The 23,213-nt window shown below is 66.8% G+C and carries 13 protein-coding genes and 1 pseudogene; 7 read left to right on the top strand and 7 right to left on the bottom strand.

The window, feature by feature from the left end:
• Positions 1-75 precede the first annotated feature (75 nt).
• From H0X91_RS12690 to H0X91_RS34960, 3 genes and pseudogenes are all read right to left on the bottom strand, one after another.
• Complete coding sequence (locus H0X91_RS12690; RefSeq protein WP_080332046.1) at positions 76-783, bottom strand: OmpA family protein; 708 nt, start codon at positions 781-783, stop codon at positions 76-78.
• A gap of 95 nt (positions 784-878) precedes the next feature.
• Positions 879-10,514 carry a beta strand repeat-containing protein gene (locus H0X91_RS12685; protein ID WP_230877936.1) on the bottom strand — a complete coding sequence of 3,212 codons (9,636 nt, stop codon included), beginning with the start codon at positions 10,512-10,514 and terminating at the stop codon, positions 879-881.
• A 330-nt stretch (positions 10,515-10,844) separates the two neighbouring features.
• Positions 10,845-10,919: pseudogene (locus tag H0X91_RS34960) on the bottom strand (ESPR domain-containing protein); the annotation flags it as partial.
• Between the two features lie 453 nt (positions 10,920-11,372).
• Between H0X91_RS34960 and H0X91_RS12680 the strand changes: the two are divergent.
• The 4 genes from H0X91_RS12680 to H0X91_RS12665 all read left to right on the top strand — a co-directional run bounded on the left by H0X91_RS12680 (position 11,373) and on the right by H0X91_RS12665 (position 15,699).
• A complete protein-coding gene (locus tag H0X91_RS12680; RefSeq protein ID WP_196433077.1) occupies positions 11,373-14,354 on the top strand; it encodes a sensor histidine kinase in 2,982 nt (993 codons plus the stop codon).
• A gap of 328 nt (positions 14,355-14,682) precedes the next feature.
• On the top strand, positions 14,683-15,018 hold the full coding sequence (locus H0X91_RS12675) for a SymE family type I addiction module toxin (RefSeq protein WP_080331052.1): 336 nt from the start codon (positions 14,683-14,685) through the stop codon (positions 15,016-15,018).
• Positions 15,018-15,338, top strand: a complete 321-nt coding sequence (locus H0X91_RS12670; RefSeq protein WP_080331053.1) for an XRE family transcriptional regulator — start codon at positions 15,018-15,020, stop codon at positions 15,336-15,338. The genes H0X91_RS12675 and H0X91_RS12670 overlap by 1 nt, the downstream gene beginning before the upstream one ends.
• Before the next feature lie 145 nt (positions 15,339-15,483).
• A complete protein-coding gene (locus tag H0X91_RS12665) occupies positions 15,484-15,699 on the top strand; it encodes a hypothetical protein (RefSeq protein WP_230877930.1) in 216 nt (71 codons plus the stop codon).
• Between the two features lie 83 nt (positions 15,700-15,782).
• On the opposite strand, the gene H0X91_RS12660 is transcribed toward H0X91_RS12665, so the two are convergent.
• The 4 genes from H0X91_RS12660 to H0X91_RS12645 form a co-directional block, all read right to left on the bottom strand.
• Positions 15,783-16,142, bottom strand: a complete 360-nt coding sequence (locus H0X91_RS12660) for a hypothetical protein (RefSeq protein WP_143263630.1) — start codon at positions 16,140-16,142, stop codon at positions 15,783-15,785.
• A 4-nt stretch (positions 16,143-16,146) separates the two neighbouring features.
• On the bottom strand, positions 16,147-16,989 hold the full coding sequence (locus tag H0X91_RS12655) for a peptidylprolyl isomerase (RefSeq protein WP_080331054.1): 843 nt from the start codon (positions 16,987-16,989) through the stop codon (positions 16,147-16,149).
• 534 nt (positions 16,990-17,523) lie between these two features.
• Positions 17,524-18,324, bottom strand: coding sequence for a glycosyltransferase family 25 protein (locus H0X91_RS12650; protein WP_230877929.1), 801 nt, complete (start codon positions 18,322-18,324; stop codon positions 17,524-17,526).
• A 2-nt stretch (positions 18,325-18,326) separates the two neighbouring features.
• Positions 18,327-18,641 (bottom strand): hypothetical protein, encoded by a 315-nt coding sequence (locus tag H0X91_RS12645; RefSeq protein WP_023477308.1) that lies wholly within the window; start codon positions 18,639-18,641, stop codon positions 18,327-18,329.
• Between the two features lie 353 nt (positions 18,642-18,994).
• Between H0X91_RS12645 and H0X91_RS12640 the strand changes: the two genes are divergently transcribed.
• The 3 genes from H0X91_RS12640 (at position 18,995) to H0X91_RS12630 (ending at position 23,167) form a co-directional block, all read left to right on the top strand.
• A complete protein-coding gene (locus tag H0X91_RS12640; RefSeq protein ID WP_080331056.1) occupies positions 18,995-20,569 on the top strand; it encodes a hypothetical protein in 1,575 nt (524 codons plus the stop codon).
• Between the two features lie 28 nt (positions 20,570-20,597).
• On the top strand, positions 20,598-21,452 hold the full coding sequence (locus H0X91_RS12635; protein WP_230877928.1) for a hypothetical protein: 855 nt from the start codon (positions 20,598-20,600) through the stop codon (positions 21,450-21,452).
• Between the two features lie 323 nt (positions 21,453-21,775).
• Positions 21,776-23,167, top strand: a complete 1,392-nt coding sequence (locus H0X91_RS12630) for an undecaprenyl-phosphate glucose phosphotransferase (RefSeq protein WP_080331057.1) — start codon at positions 21,776-21,778, stop codon at positions 23,165-23,167.
• The last annotated feature ends 46 nt before the right edge of the window (positions 23,168-23,213 follow it).

The raw sequence follows: 23,213 nt of genomic DNA, 5'->3' as shown, positions 1-23,213 counted from the left end.
GGTGGGAGCGTCCTTCCGTCGGCTCAGCGCCGACCGGGTCCCCGCGCGTACCGGTGGCGCGTCATCCGTTGCGCGTTACTTCGCATCGATCCGGATCTCGACGCGACGGTTCTGCGCGCGGCCTTCCGCGGTCGCGTTGGACGCCACCGGATCGGCGGCGCCGAGGCCTTCAGAGACGAACGACTGCGCCTTCAGGCCGTTGCTGCGCAGGTAGTTCATCACGTTGCGGGCCCGCGAAGCCGACAGCGCGAGATTGTGCGTGTCGCTGCCCGTCGAATCGGTGAAGCCGGTGATCGCCACGCGGCGGAATTCGACGCCGCTGTTGACCTGCACGAAGCGGTCGAGCTGGCTGCGCGCGTCCGGCGTCAACGCCGCGCTGTCGAACGCGAAGTTCGCGTCGCCCTGCAGCAGCACCTGGCGCTGCTGGACCGGCTGCGGCGCCGGTTGCAGCGCCGGCGGCGCGGCCTGCACGACCGGCTGCGGCTTGCCGCACATGAACGTGATCTCGCGCGGGTCCTTCTTCGGCGCGCGGCTGTACACGCGGTCGATCATCTCGAGCGGCGTGAAGCCCTTGCCCTGGCAGAATTCTTCCGCCGCGCGGGCGCAGGCGTTCGCACTGCCGAGCAGCCCGTCGCAGCTCACGCGGAATACGGTGTCCGGCTTGCCGGGAATCGACACCGCACGGATGTCGTAGGTGACGCCCGATTGCGTCGTACACGCACCGAGCGCCATCGCGATCGCGCCGATCGATGCGGCGCGCAACAACAAGGTTTTCATGGTCATGGTGAAACGTCCGCCGTGAAGCGGACGCCTGAAAAAGTTGAATGGAGTCAGTCGGATCGCCTGCGCAGGCGGGGCGCGAGGCCCCGCCCGGCGGCTTACCACTGATACGAAGCGCCCACGCCGACGGTGTTGCCGCCGCTCGACATGCCCACGCCGGCCTTCATCTTCAGGTTCTGCGTGATGCGGGCCTCGCCCCCGAACGCCACCGCCTGATAGCCCTTGTAGGTCGCGCCGCCGATACCGAACGACACCGTCTTGCCCGGATCGACACCCGGGATCATCGTCAGCGCGGTGGCCGCGGCGATACCGGAGTACGCGTTGCGCGACAGCTCGTTCATCTGGCCCTGGACCCCGCCCAGCGCGCGATCGAGCTGACCCTTCGTCGCGACGTCGGTTGCGTTCACACCGTCCGACACGTTCGAGATCGTGCGCGTCCGGTCGATGGAGCCGACCGACACGGTGTCGTCGCTGTACGCGGTCGAGCCGGCGCCCAGCGCGACCGAGTTCGAACCCGACGCATTCGCGCCCTGACCGATCGCGACCGACTGGTTGCCCGACGCATTCGACCCGGAGCCGATCGCCGTCGCGCCTTCGGCCAAACTCTTCGACCCGGAGCCGACGGCCACGCCGTTGTTGTGCGACACGCCCGCGTTCGACCCGATCACCGTGCCGTTGCTTGCGCCCGTGCCGATCGTCGCGCCCGAACCCGCGGCCGTGTTGCCCGTGCCGCTGCCGGCGTTCGCCTTCGTCGTGCCGTCCGTGCCCACGTCGGTACCGGCGAAGTAGTCGTTGCCGGCGCCGCCGTTGCCCGGATTGCCCGTGCCCGGGTTCCGCTCCAGTTCGCCGACGCGATCGTCGAGGCCGCCGATCTTGTCGTTCAGTTCGCTCAACTGCCCGAAGTTCACCGCGTCATACCGGCTCGAACCGTCCGCGACGTTGGTCAGGCGCACCGGTGCCGCGCCCGAGCCACCGAGGGTCACCGAGCCGTAGTTCGCCGTGCCGTCCTTGTTCAGGTCGTAACGCACCGCGAGCGAATCGGTCGCGCCGTACTTGGCCGCGGCCTGGACTGCTTCGGCCACGGTCTTGTACTTGCTGCCGTTCACTTCGATCGACGTATCCGCGAGCTTGCCGTCCGCATCGACCGTCGTCCCGCCGCCGATCACGTCGGCCACGCTCTGCGCGGTGCCGTGCAGTTGCGAGCCGTTGATCGCGTCGCGGCTCGTCGCGCTCACCGCACCGGCGCCCACGCCGGTCAGCACGCGGTCGCCCGCCGTGCCCGTGAAGTTCACGGACGTGCCGTCCGTGTCCTTCGCGACCGTGATCTCGCGCGTGTCCGCGTCTTGCTGCACAAGGCCGATCGAGCCGTGGACGAGGCTGCTCGAGATGTTCTCGATCGCGTCGCCGACGTTGTTGTACGTCTTGTCGTTGACGGTGTACGTCGGGTTCGTCACGTTGCCGTTCGCGTCGACCGTCGAGCCGCCGCCCAGCGCATCCGCCACGCTCTTCGACGCGCCGTACAGCTGCGAGCCGTTCACCGCGTCCATGCTGGTCGCGTTCACCGCGCCAGCCTTGACGTTCGACAGCGTCGTGCCGTTCGCGCCCTTCAGCGTGATCTGGTCGAAGTTCGCCGAACCGTCCGCGTGCTTGTCGTACGTCACGGCGAGCGACGTCAGGCCCTTGCCCGGATTCGTCGGGTCGATCGGCGTCAGCACGCCCGCGCTCTGCAGCTGACCGACGTTCACCGCGTCATGCTTGTCCACGCCATCCGCGACGTTCTTCAGCGCCACCGGAGTCGTCGCGCCCGCACCGCCCAGCGTCACCGAACCGAGGTTCGGCGTGCCGTCCGCATTACGGTCGTACGTCACCGCCGCGATCGACTGGCCCGTCACCGGGTCGACCAGACCGGAATCGGCCAGCTGCTTGTTGATCACGGTGATGTTTTGCGTGTTCGTCGTCGTACGGCCGTCGAGGTTCGACAGCGCGTCGCCCACGTTGTTGTACGACTTCGACTGCGATGCATCCGCCGGGTCCGCCAGCGAGTACGTCGGGTTCGTCACCTTGCCGTCCGCACCCACCGTCGCGCCGCCGCCCAGCGAATCGGCCACGCTTTGCGCCGTCGCATGCAGCTGCGAACCGTTGATCGCGTCCGTGCTCGTGGCCGTGACCGCGCCCGCCTTCACGTTCGTGATCGTCGTGCCGTCCGCGCCCTTCAGCGTGACCGTGTCCTTCGCGGCGCCGTCGTAGGCGACGGCGAGCGACGTCAGGCCCGCACCCGGGTTCGTCGGGTCGACCGGCGCAACCAGGCCTGCGTCCTGCAGCTGGCCCAGGTTGATCGCGTCGTGACGCTCCGTGCCGTCCGCAACGTTCTTCAGTGCGACCGGCGTCGTCGCGCCCGCGCCGCCCAGCGTCACGGTGTCCTTGGCCGCGCCGTCGTACGTCACCGCCATCGACGTCAGGTTGCCCTTGCCGTCGTCGCCCACCAGGCCCGCGCCCTTCAGCTGGCCGAGGTTCAGCGCATCGCCGTCGTCCGTCGCGTCGGCCACGTTCTTCAGTTGCGTCGGGCCGGCGCCGTTACCCAGCGTCACCGAACCGTAGTTCGGCGTGCCGTCCGCGTTGCGGTCGTACGTGACCGCCGCGATCGCCTTGCCGTCGTCGCCGATCAGGCCAGAACCCTTCAGCTGGCTCACGTTCACCGCGTCCATGTCGGCCACGCCGGCCTTCACGTTCGACAGCGTCGTACCGTCCACGCCCTTCAGCGTGACCGTGTCCTTCGCGACACCGTCGTACGCGACGGCGAGCGACGTCAGGCCCGCACCCGGGTTCGCCGGATCGACCGGCGCGACCAGGCCCGCATCCTGCAACTGGCCCACGTTGATCGCGTCGTGACGCTCCACGCCGTCCGCGACGTTCTTCAACGCCACCGGCGTCGTCGCGCCCGCACCGCCCAGCGTCACCGAACCGAGGTTCGGCGTGCCGTCCGCGTTGCGGTCGTACGTCACCGCCGCGATCGACTGGCCCGTTGCCGGGTCGACCAGACCCGAATCGGCCAGCTGCTTGTTGATCACGGTGATGTTCTGCGTGTTCGTCGTCGTACGGCCGTCGAGGTTCGACAGTGCATCGCCCACGTTGTTGTACGACTTCGACTGCGACGCATCCGCCGGATCCGCCAGCGAGTACGTCGGGTTCGTCACCGTGCCGTCCGCGCCCACGGTCGCGCCGCCGCCCAGCGAATCGGCCACGCTTTGCGCCGTGCCGTGCAGCTGCGCACCGTTGATCGCGTCCGTGCTCGTGGCCGTGACCGCGCCCGCCTTCACGTTCGTGATCGTCGTGCCGTCCGCGCCGCCTTGCAGCGTGACACGAGCCTTGGTGTCGTCGTCATAGCCGACGGCCAGCGGATTGCCCGAACCGCCCGAGTTGTCCGCGACGTACTGCTTCAACTGGTTGTAGTTGATCGCATCATGGTCGTCCGTCGCATCCGCGACGTTCTTGATCTGCGTCGGCCCCGCGCCATTGCCCAGCGTCACCGAGCCGTAGTTCGGCGTGCCGTCCGCGAGACGGTCGTACGTGACCGCGGCGATCGCCTTGCCGTCGTCGCCGATCAGGCCCGAGCCCTTCAGCTGGCTCACGTTCACCGCGTCCATGTCGGCAACACCCGCCTTCACGTTCGACAGCGTCGTGCCGTCCGCGCCCTTCAGCGTCACGGTGTCCTTCGCGTTGCCGTCGTACACGACAGCCAGCGATTCGCCCGTGACCGGGTCGATCACGCCGCCGTCCTTCAGCGAGTCCTTCAGGTCGCTCAGGTTCTGGTTCGTTGCGAACAGCTGCGAACCGTTCACGGCGTCCTTGCTCGTCGCCGACAGTTCGCCATCCTTGACGTTGTGGATCGCCACCGGCGTGGTCGCGCCCGTGCCGCCCAGCGTGATGCTGTCCTTCGCCGCGCCGTCGTACGTCACTGCAAGCGACGTGAGGTTGCCCGTGCCGTCGTCGCCCACCAGGCCTGCCTCCTTCAGCTGGCCAAGGTTCAGCGCATCGCCGTCGTCCGTCGCGTCCGCCACGTTCTTCAGCTGCGTCGGGCCTGCGCCGTTACCCAGCGTCACCGAACCGTAGTTCGGCGTGCCGTCCGCGTTACGGTCGTACGTGACCGCGGCGATCGCCTTGCCGTCGTCGCCGATCAGGCCCGAGCCCTTCAACTGCGAAACGTTCACCGCGTCCATGTCAGCCACGCCCGCCTTCACGTTCGCAAGCGTCGTGCCGTCCGCGCCGGCCAGCGTCACCTTGTCCTTCGCCGCACCGTCGTACGTCACCGCCATCGACGTCAGGTTGCCCGCGCCGTCGTCGCCCACCAGGCCCGCGTCCTTCAGCTGGCCGAGGTTCAGCGCATCGTGGTCGTCCTTCGCGTCCGCGACGTTCTTCAGCGCCACCGGAGCCGTCGCGCCCGCGCCGCCCAGCGTCACCGAACCGAGGTTCGGCGTGCCGTCCGCGTTGCGGTCGTACGTCACCGCGGTGATCGACTGACCGGTCACCGGATCGACCAGACCCGAATCGGCCAGTTGCTTGTTGATCACGGTGATGTTCTGCGTGTTCGTCGTCGTACGGCCGTCGAGGTTCGACAGCGCGTCTCCCACGTTGTTGTACGACTTCGACTGCGATGCATCCGCCGGATCGGCCAGCGAGTACGTCGGGCTCGTCACCGTGCCGTCCGCGCCCACTGCCGCACCGCCGCCGAGCGCGTCGGTCACGCCCTTCAACTGGCTGACGTTGACCGCATCGGTCGCCTGCGTGCCTGCCGCGACGTTGACGACCTGGCGTTCGGCACCCGCACGGCCGACGGACACCGAGTTCGCACGATTCGAGAACGCGTTCGCGCCGAGCGCGACGCTGTTGGCCGCGCCCGCGGTCGTGTTCGCGCCGAGCGCCATCGCGCCTTCGACGCCGCGTGCGACGTTCGCACCGGTACCCATCGCGATCGCGTTGGTCGAGCCGGCCCGCACGTTCGCGGCGTTACCGACGGCGATCGAGCCGTCGCCGATTGCCTGCGCACCGTTGTTGCCGACCGCCAGCGCGTAGTCGCCGTTCGCCTGTGCGTTCGCACCCAGCGCGACGGCCTGCGTGCCGTTCGTCTGGACGTTCGAACCCATGGCGACCGAGTAGTCCTGGCCGGCGCCGGTCTGCGCGAAGCTACCGATCGCGACCGAGTTGTTCGAACCCGCGCCGCTCTGGAGGCCGACCGCCACCGCATTGGCGCCGCTTGCCGCCGTCGACGAGCCGATCGCGGCCGCCGTTGCGGTAGCCGGATCCGCGCCGTTCAGCGACGCGACGTTGTTGCCCTGCAGGCCTTCGATCGCGACGAGCGGGTCGCTGACGTCCATCGTCTGCATCGAGCGCGAACTCACCTCGTCGATCGCGGCCTTCGTCTTCTTGTCGATCTCCGACGAGAAGCTGTCGATCGCCTGTTGCGTCTTCGAGCTCACCGACGTCGACAGGTCGTTCAGCGCCGCATACAGCTGGCCGCCGTTGACCGCGTCCGTGCTCTGGAATGCGACGTCGCCGTCCGCCACGTTGACGATCTTGCGTTCGCGGCCCACGTCGCCGACCGACACGACGTTGTTCTGGTTCGCGACCGAGTTGTAGCCGATCGCGACCGAACCGTTGCCGGTCACGCGCGCACCGCTGCCGAGCGCCAGCGAGTTCGCGCTGGTCGCCCGTGCGTCGGAACCGATGGCGACCGCGAGCGCGCCGCTGGCGACAGCCGGCGTGCCCGTGACCGGGTCGGCGTTGACCTTGACGAAGCGCAGACCCTGGCCGTTAATCTCGTCGCGGAGGTCCGACAAGCCCGTGTTCAGTTGCTTGACGTTGACCGCGTCGAGGTCGTCGACGCCCGTCGCGACGTTCTTGATCTGCGTCGGACCCGCGCCGTTACCCAGCGTCACCGAGCCGTAGTTCGGCGTGCCGTCCGCGTTACGGTCGTACGTGACCGCGGCGATCGACTTGCCGTCGTCTCCGATCAGGCCGGAGCCCTTCAGCTGCGAAACGTTCACCGCGTCCATGTCGGCCACGCCGGCCTTCACGTTCGACAACGTCGTGCCGTCCGCGCCCTTCAGCGTCACGGTGTCCTTCGCGTTGCCGTCGTACACGACAGCCAGCGATTCGCCCGTGACCGGGTCGATCACGCCACCATCCTTCAGCGAGTCCTTCAGGTCGCTCAGGTTCTGGTTCGTCGCGAACAGCTGCGAACCGTTCACGGCGTCCTTGCTCGTCGCCGACAGTTCGCCATCCTTGACGTTGTGGATCGCCACCGGCGTGGTCGCGCCAACGCCGCCCAGCGTCACGCTGTCCTTCGCCGCGCCGTCGTACGTCACCGCCATCGACGTCAGGTTGCCCTTGCCGTCGTCGCCGACCAGGCCCGCGTCCTTCAACTGGCCGAGGTTCAGCGCATCGCCGTCGTCCGTCGCGTCCGCGACGTTCTTCAGCTGCGTCGGGCCTGCGCCGTTACCAAGCGTCACCGTGCCGTAGTTCGGCGTGCCGTCCGCGTTACGGTCGTACGTGACCGCGGCGATCGACTTGCCGTCGTCTCCGATCAGGCCCGAGTCCTTCAGCTGGCCTACGTTCACCGCGTCCATGTTCGCCACGCCCGCCTTCACGTTCGACAGCGTCGTGCCGTCCGTGCCGGCCAGCGTCACCTTGTCACGCGCCGCGCCGTCGTACGTCACCGCCATCGACGTCAGGTTGCCCTTGCCGTCGTCACCGACCAAGCCCGCGTCCTTCAGCTGGCCGAGGTTCAGTGCGTCGTGATCGTCCGTCGCGTCCGCGACGTTCTTGATCTGCGTCGGACCCGCGCCATTGCCCAGCGTCACCGAGCCGTAGTTCGGCGTGCCGTCCGTGAGACGGTCGTACGTGACCGCGGCGATCGACTTGCCGTCGTCGCCGATCAGGCCCGAACCCTTCAGCTGCGAAACGTTCACCGCGTCCATGTCGGCAACACCGGCCTTCACGTTCGACAGCGTCGTGCCGTTCGTGCCCTTCAGCGTCACGGTGTCCTTCGCATTGCCGTCGTACACCACGGCCAGCGATTCGCCCGTGACCGGGTCGATCACGCCGCCATCCTTCAGCGAGTCTTCGAGATTGCCGACACGCGTGTTCGTCGCGAACAGCTGCGAACCATTCACGGCGTCCTTGCTCGTCGCCGACAGTTCGCCATCCTTGACGTTGTGGATCGCTACCGGCGTGGTCGCGCCAACGCCGCCCAGCGTCACGCTGTCTTTCGCCGCGCCGTCGTACGTCACTGCCAGCGACGTCAGGTTGCCCGCGCCGTCGTCGCCCACCAGGCCCGCGTCTTTCAGCTGGCCGAGGTTCAGTGCGTCGTGATCGTCCGTCGCGTCCGCGACGTTCTTGATCTGCGTCGGACCCGCGCCGTTACCCAGCGTCACCGTGCCGTAGTTCGGCGTGCCGTCCGCGTTACGGTCGTACGTGACCGCGGCGATCGACTTGCCGTCGTCGCCGATCAGGCCCGAGCCCTTCAGCTGGCTCACGTTCACCGCGTCCATGTCGGCAACACCCGCCTTCACGTTCGACAGCGTCGTGCCGTCCGTGCCCTTCAGCGTCACGGTGTCCTTCGCGTTGCCGTCGTACACGACAGCCAGCGATTCGCCCGTGATCGGGTCGATCACGCCGCCATCCTTCAGCGAATCCTTCAGGTCGCTCAGGTTCTGGTTCGTCGCGAACAGCTGCGAACCGTTCACGGCATCCTTGCTCGTCGCCGACAGTTCGCCATCCTTGACGTTATGGATCGCCACCGGCGTGGTCGCGCCAACGCCGCCCAGCGTCACGCTGTCTTTCGTCGCGCCGTCGTACGTCACCGCCAGCGACGTCAGGTTGCCCGAGCCATCGTCGCCCACCAGGCCCGCGTCCTTCAGCTGACCGAGGTTCAGTGCGTCGTGATCGTCCGTTGCGTCCGCGACGTTCTTGATCTGCGTCGGACCTGCGCCGTTACCCAGCGTCACCGTGCCGTAGTTCGGCGTGCCGTCCGCGTTACGGTCGTACGTCACCGCGGCGATCGACTTGCCGTCGTCGCCGATCAGGCCCGAACCCTTCAGTTGCGAAACGTTCACCGCATCCATGTCCGCCACACCGGCCTTCACGTTCGACAGCGTCGTGCCGCCCGCGCCCTTCAGCGTGACCTTGTCCTGCGTCGCACTGTCATAGGTAACAGCGTTCGGATCGCTGCCGCCGTTCGCGGCCAGCGCATCGAGCGCGTCGCCGACGTTGTGGTAGTCGGTTCCGGCCACCTTGTAGGTCGGCTGCGTGACGTTGCCACTCCCGTCGACCGCTGCCCCGCCGCCAAGTGCCTTGGTCACGCCGGACAATTGGCCGACGTTAACCGCGTCGGTGGCTTGCATGCCGGCCGCGACGTTCACGATACGGCGTTGCGTGGTGCTGTTACCCACCGACACCGTATTAGCCGTATCAGCCACGGAGCTGTTGCCGATTGCCACAGCGCTGTCCGCCGAGACACGGGAGCCGTTGCCCAGCGCGACGCTGTTGCGCGCATTGCCGCTGGTGGCCGACACGCGCGCGCCGTTGCCCAACGCCAGACTGTTCTGGGCGCTGTAGGTACCGCCGGCCGGGTTTGCGCCTTCCTCGATCACCGCATCCGTACCGATCACGGTGGTGGCGATGCCGTCTGCCCGTGCATTGATGCCCATCGCGATACTGCTGCGGCCATTCGCTTTGGCGTTCTGGCCGATTGCCGTCGCATTGCCGCCCGCCGCATCAGCTGCCGCACCGGTGGAATTGACCTTGAAATACGTGTTGTCCGCCTTCGTCGACAGCGCCGTATTCATCTGGCCGAGGTTCACGGCATCCGTATTCTGCGTACCGGCAGCCACGTTGACGATCTGCCGTTGCTGCGACGTCGACCCGACCGACACCGCATTGTTGCGATCGCCAACCGAGTTCGCGCCGAGCGCGACCGAATTCGTCCCGCTGGCCAGCGCCCCGCGACCGAGTGCGGTCGCAGTCGCGCCCGTCGCGCTCGCGCGCTCGCCCAATGCAACGCTCGACGCCGACGTCGCATTCGCGAGCACGCCGATCGCAACGGCGTTCGTGGTTGCATTGGCGGAATAGCCGATCGCGGAGCCGTAGGTTCCGCTGGTGCTCGCGCCGCGACCGACTGCGATGGCGTTCGCGCCGACGGCGCTCGCCGTCGTGCCGAGTGCCGTCGCGCCGTCGGCGCCCGCATAGGAGCTATAGCCGACGGAAGTCGCATTGGACGACACCGCCGCCGCGCCCCGGCCCATCGCCGTCGAATTGTTCCCCGTCGCGCGTGCGCTCACGCCAACCGCGACGGTTTCACTGCCGGTCGCATTCGCGAGCGTGCCGAGCGCCACGGCATTCTGGCCGGTCGCAACGGTATTCCCGCCCAGCGCCACGGCCGACGTACCACCGGCATTCGCGTTCGCCCCGATTGCCGTCGCGCTGCCGCCTGCGCGCGCCGCCGTTGCGGCCGCATATGTACCCGTATTCGTCACGACGTACGGGTTCGACGTCGTTGCAGCCGCTGCGATCGCCGAATTCAACTGATTGAGGTTAACGGCATCCGTCCCGGCCGTCCCTGCGGCCAGACCCGTGATGCGGTGGTTCGTCATGTTGACGTTGTTGTTGAAATCGGCGGGCCCGCTGATGTGCACGCCGTTCGCGCCGTACACGACCAGATGTCCATCAGTCCCCCCCATCACGGACGCCGTAGGGGCCGAGGCGCCAGTGCCGCTTCCGTTCGTGCCGGCATTGTTAGCGAGGATAAAAGCGGGCGCGTGCCCTTGGTACGCAGCCAGACTAGTATTAATTGGCGCACAGTTCGCAGCAGTCGTGTTCGACAGCGCACCAAAGGTTTGCCCGTACCTCACGCCGTTCGCAGCGGTCGTGGTCGAGCACAGATTAAGTCCACCTCCCGTCGCCTGCGCCATCGCATCGACAGACGCCGTGCCACCACCTACTCCGGCCATCACCGCCACGGCCGCCGTGACCGACGACCGCATCGCGGTATTCGACTTCGATTTCGTGCGCATCCGCGCCGTTTCGGCTACCGCCGTCCATGTACCCGTCGTCGCGTTCCAGACGGTGCGATAACTCTTGTTCATGTTGATTGCCTCTGTAGAGAAAAGGGAAGAAGGACGCTCCTCGTCCACAGATGCCAATGTATTGATCGCCTGTCATTTCGATAATCAGACGGCTGGACGTGCGACGACTTATTTCGTAGGCCCAGTCCTAACATGACGTTGCTTGACAATCGGCCGTGCCAGACACGGCACGACACGCCGCTCTCTCGAACGATTCCGTTTGACACGAGCGCGCGGCAAGCCTTATATACGCACCGCGCCGCCGATTGCCTGAATAGGACTGGTCCTATCCATCGCGCGCGAGTGTTTCGGACTGCCCTACATACAGACCCGCCCGCTATCCCGATAATTTTCCCGTTCCCCGAGCCGGCCGCGCATCGCGCCGCCGTCGTGCGGCTCGCGGATATCGTCCGCGTTCCGGCATCGCCGTAGCGCGTCTCCCGATTTGCGCATTGATTCACCGGTCTTCGTCTCATGCCCATCCGCCATCTCTTCGCGTCCCATACGGACGCCAGCGCGCCGTTCGCGTCGATCGACGACGATGCGCACGACCTGAGCCTGCTGAACCGGTATCAGCGCTTCACGCTGTACGGCGGTGCGGTCGTGCTGTCGCTCGTGATCCTGATCGCGGCCGGTATCCTGCTGGTCGGGTCGGTGCGCGACTACATCGCCGAGCGCCGCGACCTGTTCGCGACGCACAAGGCGCTCGTGCAACTGGAAATGGATGCGAAACAGGCATCGATGCGCCGCGCGGTGATCAATGCCGAGCTGTTGTGGAACGGCCATCCGCCGCATGCGCGCGAAGCCTCCGATGCACTGAGAAAAGACGGGCACGTGCTGCTCGCCCCGATGCCCGGCGTGAGCGAGATCTTCGTGGCCGCGTCGCCGAAGGCGCTCGCCGACCACGAAACCGATCGCTACGTGCAGTTGATGGAGCGCCAGACGATTTCCGTCGCAGCTGCCGAGCGGCAGACCGGCCGCGCGGTGCGCGGCTATGCATACAGCCCCGACCGCAACGTGATCGCGATCACGCCGCCGCCGTCGATGCCGTATCCCGACCTGCTCGCGCGCATCGGCGTGCGTGACACGCATGCGTTGATCCAGCACCTCGCATTCGACGTGGCCGACTGGTCCGATCCGGCTGTCGCGCGCTACTGGCGCCTGTCGCGCCGGATCGCATGGCAGGCGCCGGCGATCGATCCGCTGACCGGCAAGACGGTCTTCCGTCTCGTCGAACCCGCCTTCGACGGACAGCAGCATTTCATGACCTTCGTGAGCGACTTCGACGTCGACGCGATCGCCGATCGCATGAAGCACGCGCCGGCCGATGCGGTCGCGATGCTGATCGACGAAAACGGCCGCGTGCTGCTCGATGTCGACCGCACCGGCGACGCGGAAGACGGCGCCGCGCTGATGAAGCACGCGCTGGCGGAAGGCACGTGGCAGCGCGGTCTCGCGCATTTCGACGAAAGCTACCGTCACGGCGTGTTCACGATCAGCGACCGGATTTCGGACACCGGCTACGCGATCGTCTATGCGTACTCGTGGCGCACGATCGCCTTTGCGATCTGGTCGACGATGCTGCGCGAGTTCGGCACCACTGCAACGATCCTCATCGTGCTATGGATGCTCGTGATCGCGTTCGACCTGCGGGTGTTCGCGCCGCTGTTCCGCCGCTCGCGCCGCGTGTTCGAAAGCGAGCGGATGAGCCGCACGATCGTCGCGACCGCGCCGTTCGGCATCGGCCTCGTATCGCCCGACACGCGACAGGTGCTGCTGCGCAACCGGATGCTCGAACTATACGAACGCGAGGCCGGCGATCCGCCGCTGCACGAGCGGCTGCTGGCGCGCTATCGCGAACACGCGGACGCATCGCCCGTACAGCTCGACGTCGAACTGCCGGTGACGCTCGGCGACGGCCGTGCGCGCGACCTGCTCGTCAACTTCGTGCGCGTGCGCTACAAGGGCAAGGATGCGCTGCTGTGCAGCTTCTCCGACATCACGACGCGCGCCGACGCCGAACGCGCGCTCGACAGCGCGAACCGCGCGAAGTCGACGTTCCTCGCGACGATCAGCCACGAGATCCGCACGCCGCTGAACGCGATGCTCGGCAATCTCGAACTGCTCGACAAGGCGCCGGACCCGAGCCGGCAGAAACCACGCCTGCATGCGGTCACGTCGGCCGCGCGGATGCTGCTCGACATGCTGAACAACGTGCTGGACATGACGAAGATCGAAGCCGACCGGATGACGCTCGAAGCGACCAGCTTCCGGATCGACGAGCTGATGCGCGACGTCGCGGACCTGTTCGAGCCGGTGGCCGGCGCGAAGGGCATCGCATTGCGCATCGACGTCGATCCGGCGGTCACGCACACGTATCTCGGCGACCCGATGCGCGTGCGGCAGATCGTCGTCAACCTCGTCAGCAACGCGATCAAGTTCACCGACCGCGGCGCAGTGGCGTTGTCGGTGTCGGCGCCGTCGGGCGACGCGACGCCCGTGACGATCCGCGTCAGCGATTCGGGCATCGGCATGACGGCCGATCAGCTGGCGCACGTGTTCGAGCCGTTCGCGCAAGCCGACGAATCGATCGCGCGCCGCTTCGGCGGCACCGGCATCGGCCTCGCGCTGAGCTACAAGCTCGCCGAATCGATGGGCGGGCGTATCGACGCGAACAGCGTGCCGGGCGTGGGTTCGACGTTCGTCGTCACGTTGCCGCTGCCGCTCGATCGCCAGCCGGGCGCCGCGCAAGCGCTTTCGAGCGACGACGCGCCGGACGTACGCGTGCTGTTCGTCGACGACAATCCCGTCAACCGTTCGCTCGTCCACGATCAGCTGGACGTACTCGGCTATCAGGCCGATATCGCGTCGAACGTCGCCGACGCGCTCGATCTGGTGGACCGCCACGACTATGCGGTCGTGCTCACCGACCTCAACATGCCGGGCCTCGACGGCTATGCGTTCGCCCGCGTGCTGCGCGAGCGCGGCCGCGTGCAGCCGATCCTGGCGGTCACCGCGCATGCCGAACCGGACGAGTTGCGGCTGGCGTGGGAAGCGGGTATCGACGAAATCGTCACGAAGCCGACGTCGCTGAAATCGCTCGAGCAGGCGATCGCGAAGTACGCGGGGACGTGGCGGCGGCCGACGTATCCGCCCGTACCCGCGCGCGTCCCCGGCCCGTTGCCGAAAGACCTGCACACGGTGCTCGTCGATGCGACGCGACGTTCGAGCGCGACCATCGCGCGAGCGTTGCAGGACGGCGATCTGAAGGTCGCGCGTTCGGAGATTCACAGCATGCGCGGTGCGTTCGCGATGATCGGCGAGCGGGAGATTTCAGGGCTCTGCGCGTCGATGGAAGCGCTGGCGCTGGCCGGGGATGCGGCGGCGTTCGCGCGAGAGTTCGAGCGCTATCGACAGAGCGCGAACGAGATCCTGATGCGGCGTGCGGCAGGCTGATCGAATCGTCGACTGAAACGATTTCTGACACATCGGGAATGAATCGACGACGCATCCAGCCGACGCGATCGCGCCGGATTCGTTATGCAGCAAGCGTCGATGCATAGGCCGGATGGCCAACATCGATAAATTCGTACGTGACCGATCCATGACACCGGATGTTCTCGGCTACAGTGGTTGCACGTTTTCGCCAGGATTCTCCGGTCGCTTCGACATGCGATGCATGTGAGGAAGCGGTACTCGAAATCCGTTGCGTAAACGAGCGCGGCCCGCAGGTGAAACAGCACCTGCGGGCCGCTGACCACAACCAACTTCATAGGCGTTGACCATGGCTGGCGCGAATCATAACGCACCGACGTATTTCCGCGATCGTTTTGTCTCCCCGCGTTCGTCTCTACAATCCCGCCGTATCGTTCCGCATATCAGGCTCGCCGACATGGCGCCGCCTGTCGTGCATCTGTGGATGAAACTGTCCGGCCGATGGATCGAGGCGGCGGGTTTCGATCCCGAACAGCGTCTGCATATCGAGGTGTCGCACAAGCGGCTGGTGATCACGCCGATCGATGAGGCGGACCCGAGCCCTGTCGGAAAGGATGGATTTCCCGATGTCGATTGCGGCACCGGGCAACAGCGGCAACCGTCGATGATGGCGGAGGAGGCGTAATGAACTACGACGCATCGAATCAACACCCCGACAACGTGCCGGACGATTTCGACTATTACGACGTCGGCGAACTGGCGGCCAAATCCGTGCTCGTACTGAAGCTCAACGCATTGATGGCGTCGCGCGGCCTGACCGAGGAAGAGGCGGCGGCGCTCGCCGAAATGGCACGGCCGGTGGTCACGCCCGAGCAGCGCGAGCGGCTCCGGAATGTAACGCTGGATCAACTGATGCTGACGCTGGCGTCGTTCGGCCAGCATGTGGAGATCGTGGTGAAGCCGGCGGGGGAATTCGGGCCGGCGGGGATTACGGTTTCGGTCTGACGGGCTGACTAAGGGCCCGCCGCTACGGGCCTTCACGTCCGGCGTCGCGATGCTTCAGCCGGACGTGCGCTGAAATACGACAGTCCGACGCGCTTGTCTGCAACGGACAGCACGAGAAAAGCAACCAATCGCAATGATCAACGGGATGGACAGTCAACCGATTCGAACCGAAGCCGATTACGAGGCCGCACTGAAGGCGGTATCCGCGCTTGTCGAGTTTGATCCCGCGCCAGGCACACCGCAGGGCGAAGAACTGAAGGTTCTGGCGGACCTGATCGCACGCTACGAAGCGGAGCACTTCCCGATAGAAAAAGTGTGTGGCGGCCGGAAGCGCATCAGCGCTCGCATAAGGCAGCGTTAGGAGTAGTGCTAAAATACATAGCATGACGACGGCCGGGCCCAACGGCCGCCGCCGAAGCGGCTCCGGTGCCACACTCGATCAATTTAACGTGAATAACCGTTACAACCAATCGGACCAGGCTGATTCTGTTCGAGTCGTGCGCGAAGGGCAGCGAACTCATCCGCCATCTCATCGTATGCCGCCTTGATGGCCGGATCGGCAAGCAGGCGCGCCGTGTCGGCCGCGGTACGCGGCACCGGAACATACCGATCTTCGGTTGCGCAAGAATCTGTCATCGTTGATTGCCTCCTTCGATTACCTGTGGACAACACCCACAATGCTGCGCGAATGAAGTTCAAATAATAGCGGCCATACGTGCTCGACACAAAAGAAAAAAGCCGCCACCGTGGTTCACGGTAGCGGCTACCCCGGCGGATCACCGATCCACCGTCCTCCTGATACACCCACTTACTGCTGGATCGTCGCCTGCCCGGCCAGCTTGTCGACCAGCGCCGTCATCGCGCGCTGCTGCGCCTGCGCTTCCAGCTGCTGACGCAGCACGTTCTTCGCCGTCTCGAAGGTCGGCACGACCGTCGCACGCTTCTCGTCGAGTTTCACGATCGCGAACGCGTTGCCGACCCGGATCGGGCCCGCGACGGCGCCCGGCTGCAGCGACGTGATCGCCTGCGCGAGCGGCAACGGCAAACCGCCCGTCTTCCCCTCGGCCACCGGCGTGCGCAACTCGACCCACTGCGCGACGCCGCCGTTCGGCGTCGTGTTGTACTTCTTCGCCACCGCGTCGAACGCCGCGCCCTGCTTCAGCTCCGCGACCAGCGCGTTCACTTCGGCCGGATCGGCCACGGCGATCACGTCCGCGCGATATTCGAACTGCGCGGCATTCGCGACGACGTCGTCGTAACGCGCCTTCACCTGCGCGTCGGTCACCGCTTGCGGGCGCAGGTTGTCGCGCAGGTAGAGATCCGTCGCCGCGACCGTGCGCGCCCGCATCACGACGCGATTCACTTCGGGGCGGCTACCGTAGTTGGCCTTTTCCGCCGCCTGCTCGACCAGGTGCTGGGCGATCAGCTCGCGCTTGGCCTGCGCGCGCAATTCGGGCGTGGCGGCCTGCCCGGTGGCTTCGATCATGCTGTCCACGTCGCTGCGCGCGATAGGCGTGTCGTTGACGACCGCTTCGACGCCCGGCGGCAGCGGCGTTTCGGTTTTCGTGCCTGCGGCGCGTGCGACAGGGGCGCCGCAGGCGCACGCGAGTGCGATCAGGGTGGAAACAATGGAAATGTGATGCTTCTTCATGACGATTCCTTCATCGATGGAGGGAGGTGCCGCACGCGATGGCGGCCGTGTGGAGGTGCGGCAGCTTCACCGCGGACAACCGACCGGGTCGGTGTCTGACAGGCCGCGCGCGCGATCGCGTCACGACCAGACCTGAAGCGCGAGCCGGTCGAGCCGGCCGCGCGTTGCCGAGCAGAGTCACCGCCGTCTGCGAGGCACAGGTGACCGACGGAGGGAACGACAGAGATGAATGCCCTGCGCTCGCATGTGGCAGCGTTCTCCCAACCTGCGACCCGAACGGTGCAGATGCGACCGAGCCCACCGGTCGCCGCAAGGCATTCACCTCTCGCCATCCTGACCGGGCCGCGCCGGCAACGTCGCTCGTGCCGGCCTCGCGCGGAGAAAAATGCGCTGCCCGGCGAACGGGCAGCGCGTCCAACGAAGCGTGGCTTCGGATACGAGGTATCGGGCGCGTACCATGCAGCTGCCCGACCTACGCATTGTCGAAGCGCATACGGCATCCGCACAATCAGCCTGGTCCTATTCCGCACGACGTCACCGTTGAATCGTCGACGTCTCGCGCGCGTTCATCGTCACGGCGAGCGGTGGAAATGCAGCGACGCTGCGCATCGCGCCATAGAACTTGTTCATCGCAACGTCGATCCCGTAGTTCGGCAGCGTGCGGCCGAGCCCGTGGGAGAACAGCGTCTCCGGTTGCAGCGGAAAACAATGATCGAGCAGGAAGCGCGCACCAGCCGGCGAGATCGTGTACGCGCAGATCCCGTAGAACTCGAGCAGGTCCATCACGAGCACGGGCCCGCGATCGGTGCGGAAATCGTCGACGGCCTGCGCGAGCGCCGCCTCGTCGAAGCGCATCGTCACCGGCGTGCGGCTGTTGAAGATCGCGCCGCGCAGGATCGAATCGAAGTTGTAGCCCCATGCGACGAAGTCGTAACGGCCGGCATGCGCGGCGAGGAACTGCATCGCCGTTTCGTCGAAGTCCGGGCGAAAGATCGCGTCGTCCTCGACGATCGTCACGAGTTCGCTGCCTGCGGCGATGTCGGTCCACAGGCGATGCGTGGTCATCGCGATGCCGATCGCGCCGCGCGTGTACGGCAACGCCGGCGCGAACAGGCCGCTTCGTGCGATATCGTCGTCCGACAGCGCACGGCCGTCGATCGCGTCGACGAATTCGAACGCGAGCGTCGGATTGTTCGCACGAAACGCGTCGCGGCGGCCACGCTCGCCTTGCAGCGAAATCACGCGAAGCGTCTTGCTGACGGACGGCACATCGACGGCGCAAGCGCGTACAGGTGCGATGGTCGCGTCGCGAAGATCGGTAACGGGCGTCGACATCGTCACCACCCCGTCACGATCGAAATGCCGAACACGATGCCGACGACGATGCCGATCGTCCGTCCCTGCAACATCGGCTTCAACGCCGCCGGCTCGTAGAACGGATCGACCACATCGTTGCGGTTGCGCCATGCGGTCACGAGCGGCGGAACGAGCAGCAGCATCGCCATCAGCAACGCGGTCGCCATCGTCACGACCATGCCGCTCGACGACCAGCGCGTGCCGAACTCGACCGCCACGTGGACCATCCCGACCGTGGCCGCGCTCGCGACCATCCCGATCACGGTGCCTTTCACCAGAAAATCTGCTGCGCTCATCGTCAGTACTCCCTGTCTGATAGTTGCCGAACGACGTCGGCCGGAATACTGCGTATTACAAAGATCGCTGCACGCGATCTCTATCAGACGAGTCTTATTGGCGAGCGGCGAACCCAAAAATAGGACTGGGACTACAAACGCGACCGAACGGCGCGTTCGTTACCGGGGGATGCATCGCGGATGCCTCATCGATTCGGACTAGTCTTATTCAGTTGCCGGGTGCGGATCCATAAAGTGGACGTCAAGCCGGCGCCATGCTGCTTGTGCCCATGCGTGCAAGCCGCTGGCGCCCTCACGACGAACCCCGCCACCGGCCGCCGCCTCGAACGCGGCCGGCCCTCCGGAGCCCCGACATGCAGATCTCGCCTCACGACACGCCCACGCTCGCCGACACCGACGACACGATGCTCGCCACGCAGGCCGATGCCGCCTCGGTCGACGTCGATGACGACGCCGTCTCCACCGCCACACAAACGCTGATCGAGCGCGGCGAAGTCGAATCCGCCGCCCAACTGGCCGCCGCCCATTGGAAACTGCGTCCGGCGTCGCCGGCAGCGGCATTCAACTGCGGCTATGCGATGCAGATGGCGGGACGCCACGCGGATGCGATCGCGCCCTATCGCCGCACGCTCGAGCTCGCGCCCGCGTGGCCGTCGCTGAAGAACAATCTCGCGCTCGCGATCCGGCTGACGGAAGGCGATCCCGATCTGGAATTCGCGCTCATCGAAGGCGCGCTCGACGACGATCCCGACGACGCACGCGCGTGGACCAATGCGGTGGTCACGCGCATCGACCGCTTCGATCTCGACGGCGCATTGCGCGCGGCCACCCGTGCGGTCGCGCTGGCGCCCGACAGCGCGCTGGCCGTGAACAACGCGTCGACGGCGATGAAGGAAGCGCAATGGTGGGGCCAGGCCGAAACGCATGCGCAACGCGCGGTCGAACTCGCGCCGCACAACCCGACGTATCGCCACAATCTGTCGCTGCTCCAGCTCGCACGCGGCGATTTCGCGTCGGGCTGGCCCCATTACGAAGCGCGCTGGGAAGGCTCGGCCGAACTGCGCGGCAACCTGCCGGTGTTTCCCGGGCCGCGCTGGCGCGGCGAATCGCTGAAGGGCAAGACACTGCTCGTGTGGGGCGAACAGGGCCTCGGTGACGCACTGCAGTTCTGCCGCTACGTGCCACTGCTCGCGGAACGCGTGCATCGCGAAGGCGGCCGGATCGTGTGGAACGCGTTTCCGGTGATGGGCGGCCTGTTCGGGCGCAGTCTGGCAACGCATGTCGACGTGTTCGACACCAGCACGCGCATCGAGGATCTGCCCGCGTTCGACGTCGAGCTGCCGCTGATGAGCATCCCCGGGATGCTCGGCCTCGACGGCGATGCGCTCGCCGCGACGGCACCGTACCTCCACGCCGACGCGGCAGCCGTCGACGCGTGGCGCGCAGCGCTCGCGGGCGAACAGCGGCTGAAGGTCGGCCTCGCGTGGACGGGCAGTCTGTCGCACCAGCGCAACCGCTTTCGCCGCGTGGGGCTCGAACGTTATGCCGACGCGTTCGACCCTCTGCAGCAGGACGTCGCGTTCTACTCGCTGCAACCGGGCGCGCAGCACGACATCGAAGCCGCTCGCGCGGCGGGTTTCGTCGTGAACGACTGCACGCGCGAATGGCGCACGGTCGACGATACCGCCGCCTTCATCGGCGCACTCGATCTCGTGATCACCGTCTGCACGTCGGCCGCGCACCTGAGCGGCGCGCTCGGCCGGCGCACGTGGGTGCTGCTCGATGCGAACCCGCACTGGGTCTGGCAGCACGACCGCCGCGACAGCCCGTTCTACCCGAGCGCGTCGCTGTATCGGCAGACGACGTTCGCCGACTGGCAGCCGGTCATGGACGCGGTCGCCGCCGATCTTCGTCGGCTGGCCGGCTGACCGCCGCCACGCCGACAGGAGATTCGTCATGGATTACAACCTCTGCATCGTCCGCCCGCCCGGCTACGCGCATTCGGGCGCCTTCACGGAACTCGCCGAGGTGATCGCGTACGGGCTCGGCGATCTCGGCCACGTCGTGCACGTCAACGAGAACAACATGATGCCGGATGCGCGGAACATCCTGATCGGCTGCCATCTCGCCGATCCACGCGCGACCGAGCACGTGCCGGCCGACACGATCGTCGTCAACACCGAGCAGCTGCACGTCGACGAACAGCCGTGGAACGAGGCCATCTACCGCTGGGCGTCGCGATACGAAACCTGGGACTACAGCGAGCGCAACCTCGCGAAGCTGCACAGCCTCGGCATCGGGCACGCGCGCTACCTGAAGCTCGGCTTCCATCCGAAGCTGCGTCGCATTCCGGATGACGTCGAACAGGACATCGACGTGCTGTTCTACGGCACGATCGGCCCGCGCCGCGCGGCGATTCTCGAGGCGCTGCAGGCGCGCGGGCTGAACGTCGGGATCGTCAGCGGCGGCCTCTACGGCGCCGAGCGCGACGCCTTCATCGCGCGCGCGAAGGTCGTGCTGAACCTGCATCACTACGCGTCGCACATTTTCGAGGTGGTGCGCGCGTTCTATCTGATGACGAACGGCAAGGCGATCGTCGGCGAGGTGTCGCCGACGACGTCGGTCGATCCCGATTACGCCAACGGCTTCCGAGCGGCGCCGTACGACGCGCTGGTGGAGGCGTGCGTCGAACTCGTCCGCGATCCCGCGCAACGCCGCCGGCTCGAAGCCGACGCGCTGGCGACGATCGGCCGCCATCCGCAGGCCCGGTCGCTCGCGCCGCTGCTGGCCGCGCACGCGGTGGCGGCATGACGACGCCGCATCGCGAGCCGCCGTCGTCGGCGCGATCGCCACAGCGCGCCGACAGCGTGTGCTGGTCGCCTGTCCACAGGCGGTTTGACAATCCCTGACGCCATCGGGCACGAGTCCTAACCCGTTGAAGCGCAGTCCGATCGAAGTGCCCTTTCTGATCACCCGCAGTCCGATGGTCTCGCCCCGTCATCGCTCCTAGACTCGCCGTACTGCCCGAACGCACCGTGCAACGCGCCGGGCAGCACCTCGCTCTGCGGAGCGTTGCACGAACGCGGACGCGCCGCCATTCCGGACGGTGCGCGACGGCAAGGATGGCGGATGAAATGAACAAGAAGCACGGGCCGCGCAGCGAGATCGTCGTCTGCATGGTCGATGTCGCGGCGATCGTCGCGATCGCGGTACTCACGCACCACGGTTCGCTGTGGAATCTCGACGCGCTCGCGATCGAATGGCTGCTGATCGGCGTAAGCGCGCTGCTCGCAGCGTTCCTGCTGCGCCTGGCGGGCATCGGCCTCGATGGCCGGCCGCGCCCCGCGACGCGCTATGCGGTCCGCACGCTCGCGCTGTGGCTCGTCGTGCAGGGTTTCGTGTTCCTGAAGATGATCGCGCTGACCACCGCGACCGTGATGATGCTGACGTGGTTCTTCGACTGGACGATCGAGGTCGGGATCGTACTGGTCGTATTCCGGGTCGCACTGAGCATCGCGCGCCGGCGCAGCCTGCGCGTGCCGGCGACGCCCGCCCGCATCGCAGTCGTCGGCAGCAGCGAGCGCCTCGCGCGGATCGTCGCGTCGCTCGACGCGGCCGGCGATACGCGCTACCGGCTCGTCAGCGCGTATTGCACGGCCGGCCGCGCGACGACGCTCGCCGGCGACGCGCTCGTCACGACCGATCTCGCCTCGTTCGCCGTGTGTGCGCGCCGCCAGCGCGCGGACGAAGTGTGGATCGCGCTGCCGCTCGCGGAGGACGCCGCGATCACGCGCGTGATCGACGAATTCCGCAGCGACTTCGTCGAGCTGCGCCTGATGCCCGACGTGAGCCGGCACGCACTGTTCGGCAGCCAGGTCGACGAAATCCTCGGCGAGCCGGCGATCTCGCTCGCCGCGCCGCCGCTGTCGCGCGGCGCGCTGTGCGTGAAGGCCGTCTTCGATCGCATGTTCGCGGCTGCCGTGTTGATCCTGCTGATGCCGCTGCTGCTCGTCATCGCCGCCGCGATCAAGCTGAGCTCGCCGGGCCCGGTGATGTTTACGCAGAAACGGCGCGGCGGCGACGGCCGCACGTTCGACATCTACAAGTTCCGCACGATGCGCGTGCATGTCGAACAACCGGGCAAGGTCGAGCAGGCGACCCGCAACGACCCGCGCGTGACGAAGGTCGGTGCGTTCCTGCGCCGCACGAGCCTCGACGAACTGCCGCAGTTCATCAACGTGCTGTTCGGCGACATGTCGGTGGTCGGTCCGCGTCCGCACGCGGTGGAACACGACGCGCAGTACCGCACGCTCGTCGACGGCTACATCCACCGCTACCGGATCAAGCCGGGCATCACCGGCTGGGCGCAGGTCAACGGGCTGCGCGGCGCGACCGAACAGCTCGAAAGCATGCAGTCGCGCGTCGAGTACGACCTGTACTACCTGCGCAACTGGTCGTTCGCGCTCGACCTGCGAATCATCGGCGCGACGGTGCTGAAAGGGATCGTGCATCCCAACGCGTACTGAACGACGCATGCCGTTCGGCGCCGCGGCATCGCCGCCGCGGCTGCTT

The sequence above is a fragment of the Burkholderia sp. 9777_1386 genome (assembly GCF_015712265.1).
Classification (GTDB): Bacteria; Pseudomonadota; Gammaproteobacteria; order Burkholderiales; family Burkholderiaceae; genus Burkholderia; species Burkholderia cenocepacia.
Note: the sequence above shows the minus strand (reverse complement) of the source record. Positions and strands in the feature narration are given on the sequence as shown.

What these genes read in the sequence shown, in the direction of transcription:
- H0X91_RS12690 (WP_080332046.1), bottom strand. Translation starts at nt 783, where the DNA reads ATGACCATGAAAACCTTGTTGTTGCGCGCCGCATCGATCGGCGCGATC.
- H0X91_RS12685 (WP_230877936.1), bottom strand. Translation starts at nt 10,514, where the DNA reads ATGGGGGGGACTGATGGACATCTGGTCGTGTACGGCGCGAACGGCGTG.
- H0X91_RS12680 (WP_196433077.1), top strand. Translation starts at nt 11,373, where the DNA reads ATGCCCATCCGCCATCTCTTCGCGTCCCATACGGACGCCAGCGCGCCG.
- H0X91_RS12675 (WP_080331052.1), top strand. Translation starts at nt 14,683, where the DNA reads ATGGCTGGCGCGAATCATAACGCACCGACGTATTTCCGCGATCGTTTT.
- H0X91_RS12670 (WP_080331053.1), top strand. Translation starts at nt 15,018, where the DNA reads ATGAACTACGACGCATCGAATCAACACCCCGACAACGTGCCGGACGAT.
- H0X91_RS12665 (WP_230877930.1), top strand. Translation starts at nt 15,484, where the DNA reads ATGGACAGTCAACCGATTCGAACCGAAGCCGATTACGAGGCCGCACTG.
- H0X91_RS12655 (WP_080331054.1), bottom strand. Translation starts at nt 16,989, where the DNA reads ATGAAGAAGCATCACATTTCCATTGTTTCCACCCTGATCGCACTCGCG.
- H0X91_RS12650 (WP_230877929.1), bottom strand. Translation starts at nt 18,324, where the DNA reads ATGTCGACGCCCGTTACCGATCTTCGCGACGCGACCATCGCACCTGTA.
- H0X91_RS12645 (WP_023477308.1), bottom strand. Translation starts at nt 18,641, where the DNA reads ATGAGCGCAGCAGATTTTCTGGTGAAAGGCACCGTGATCGGGATGGTC.
- H0X91_RS12640 (WP_080331056.1), top strand. Translation starts at nt 18,995, where the DNA reads ATGCAGATCTCGCCTCACGACACGCCCACGCTCGCCGACACCGACGAC.
- H0X91_RS12635 (WP_230877928.1), top strand. Translation starts at nt 20,598, where the DNA reads ATGGATTACAACCTCTGCATCGTCCGCCCGCCCGGCTACGCGCATTCG.
- H0X91_RS12630 (WP_080331057.1), top strand. Translation starts at nt 21,776, where the DNA reads ATGAACAAGAAGCACGGGCCGCGCAGCGAGATCGTCGTCTGCATGGTC.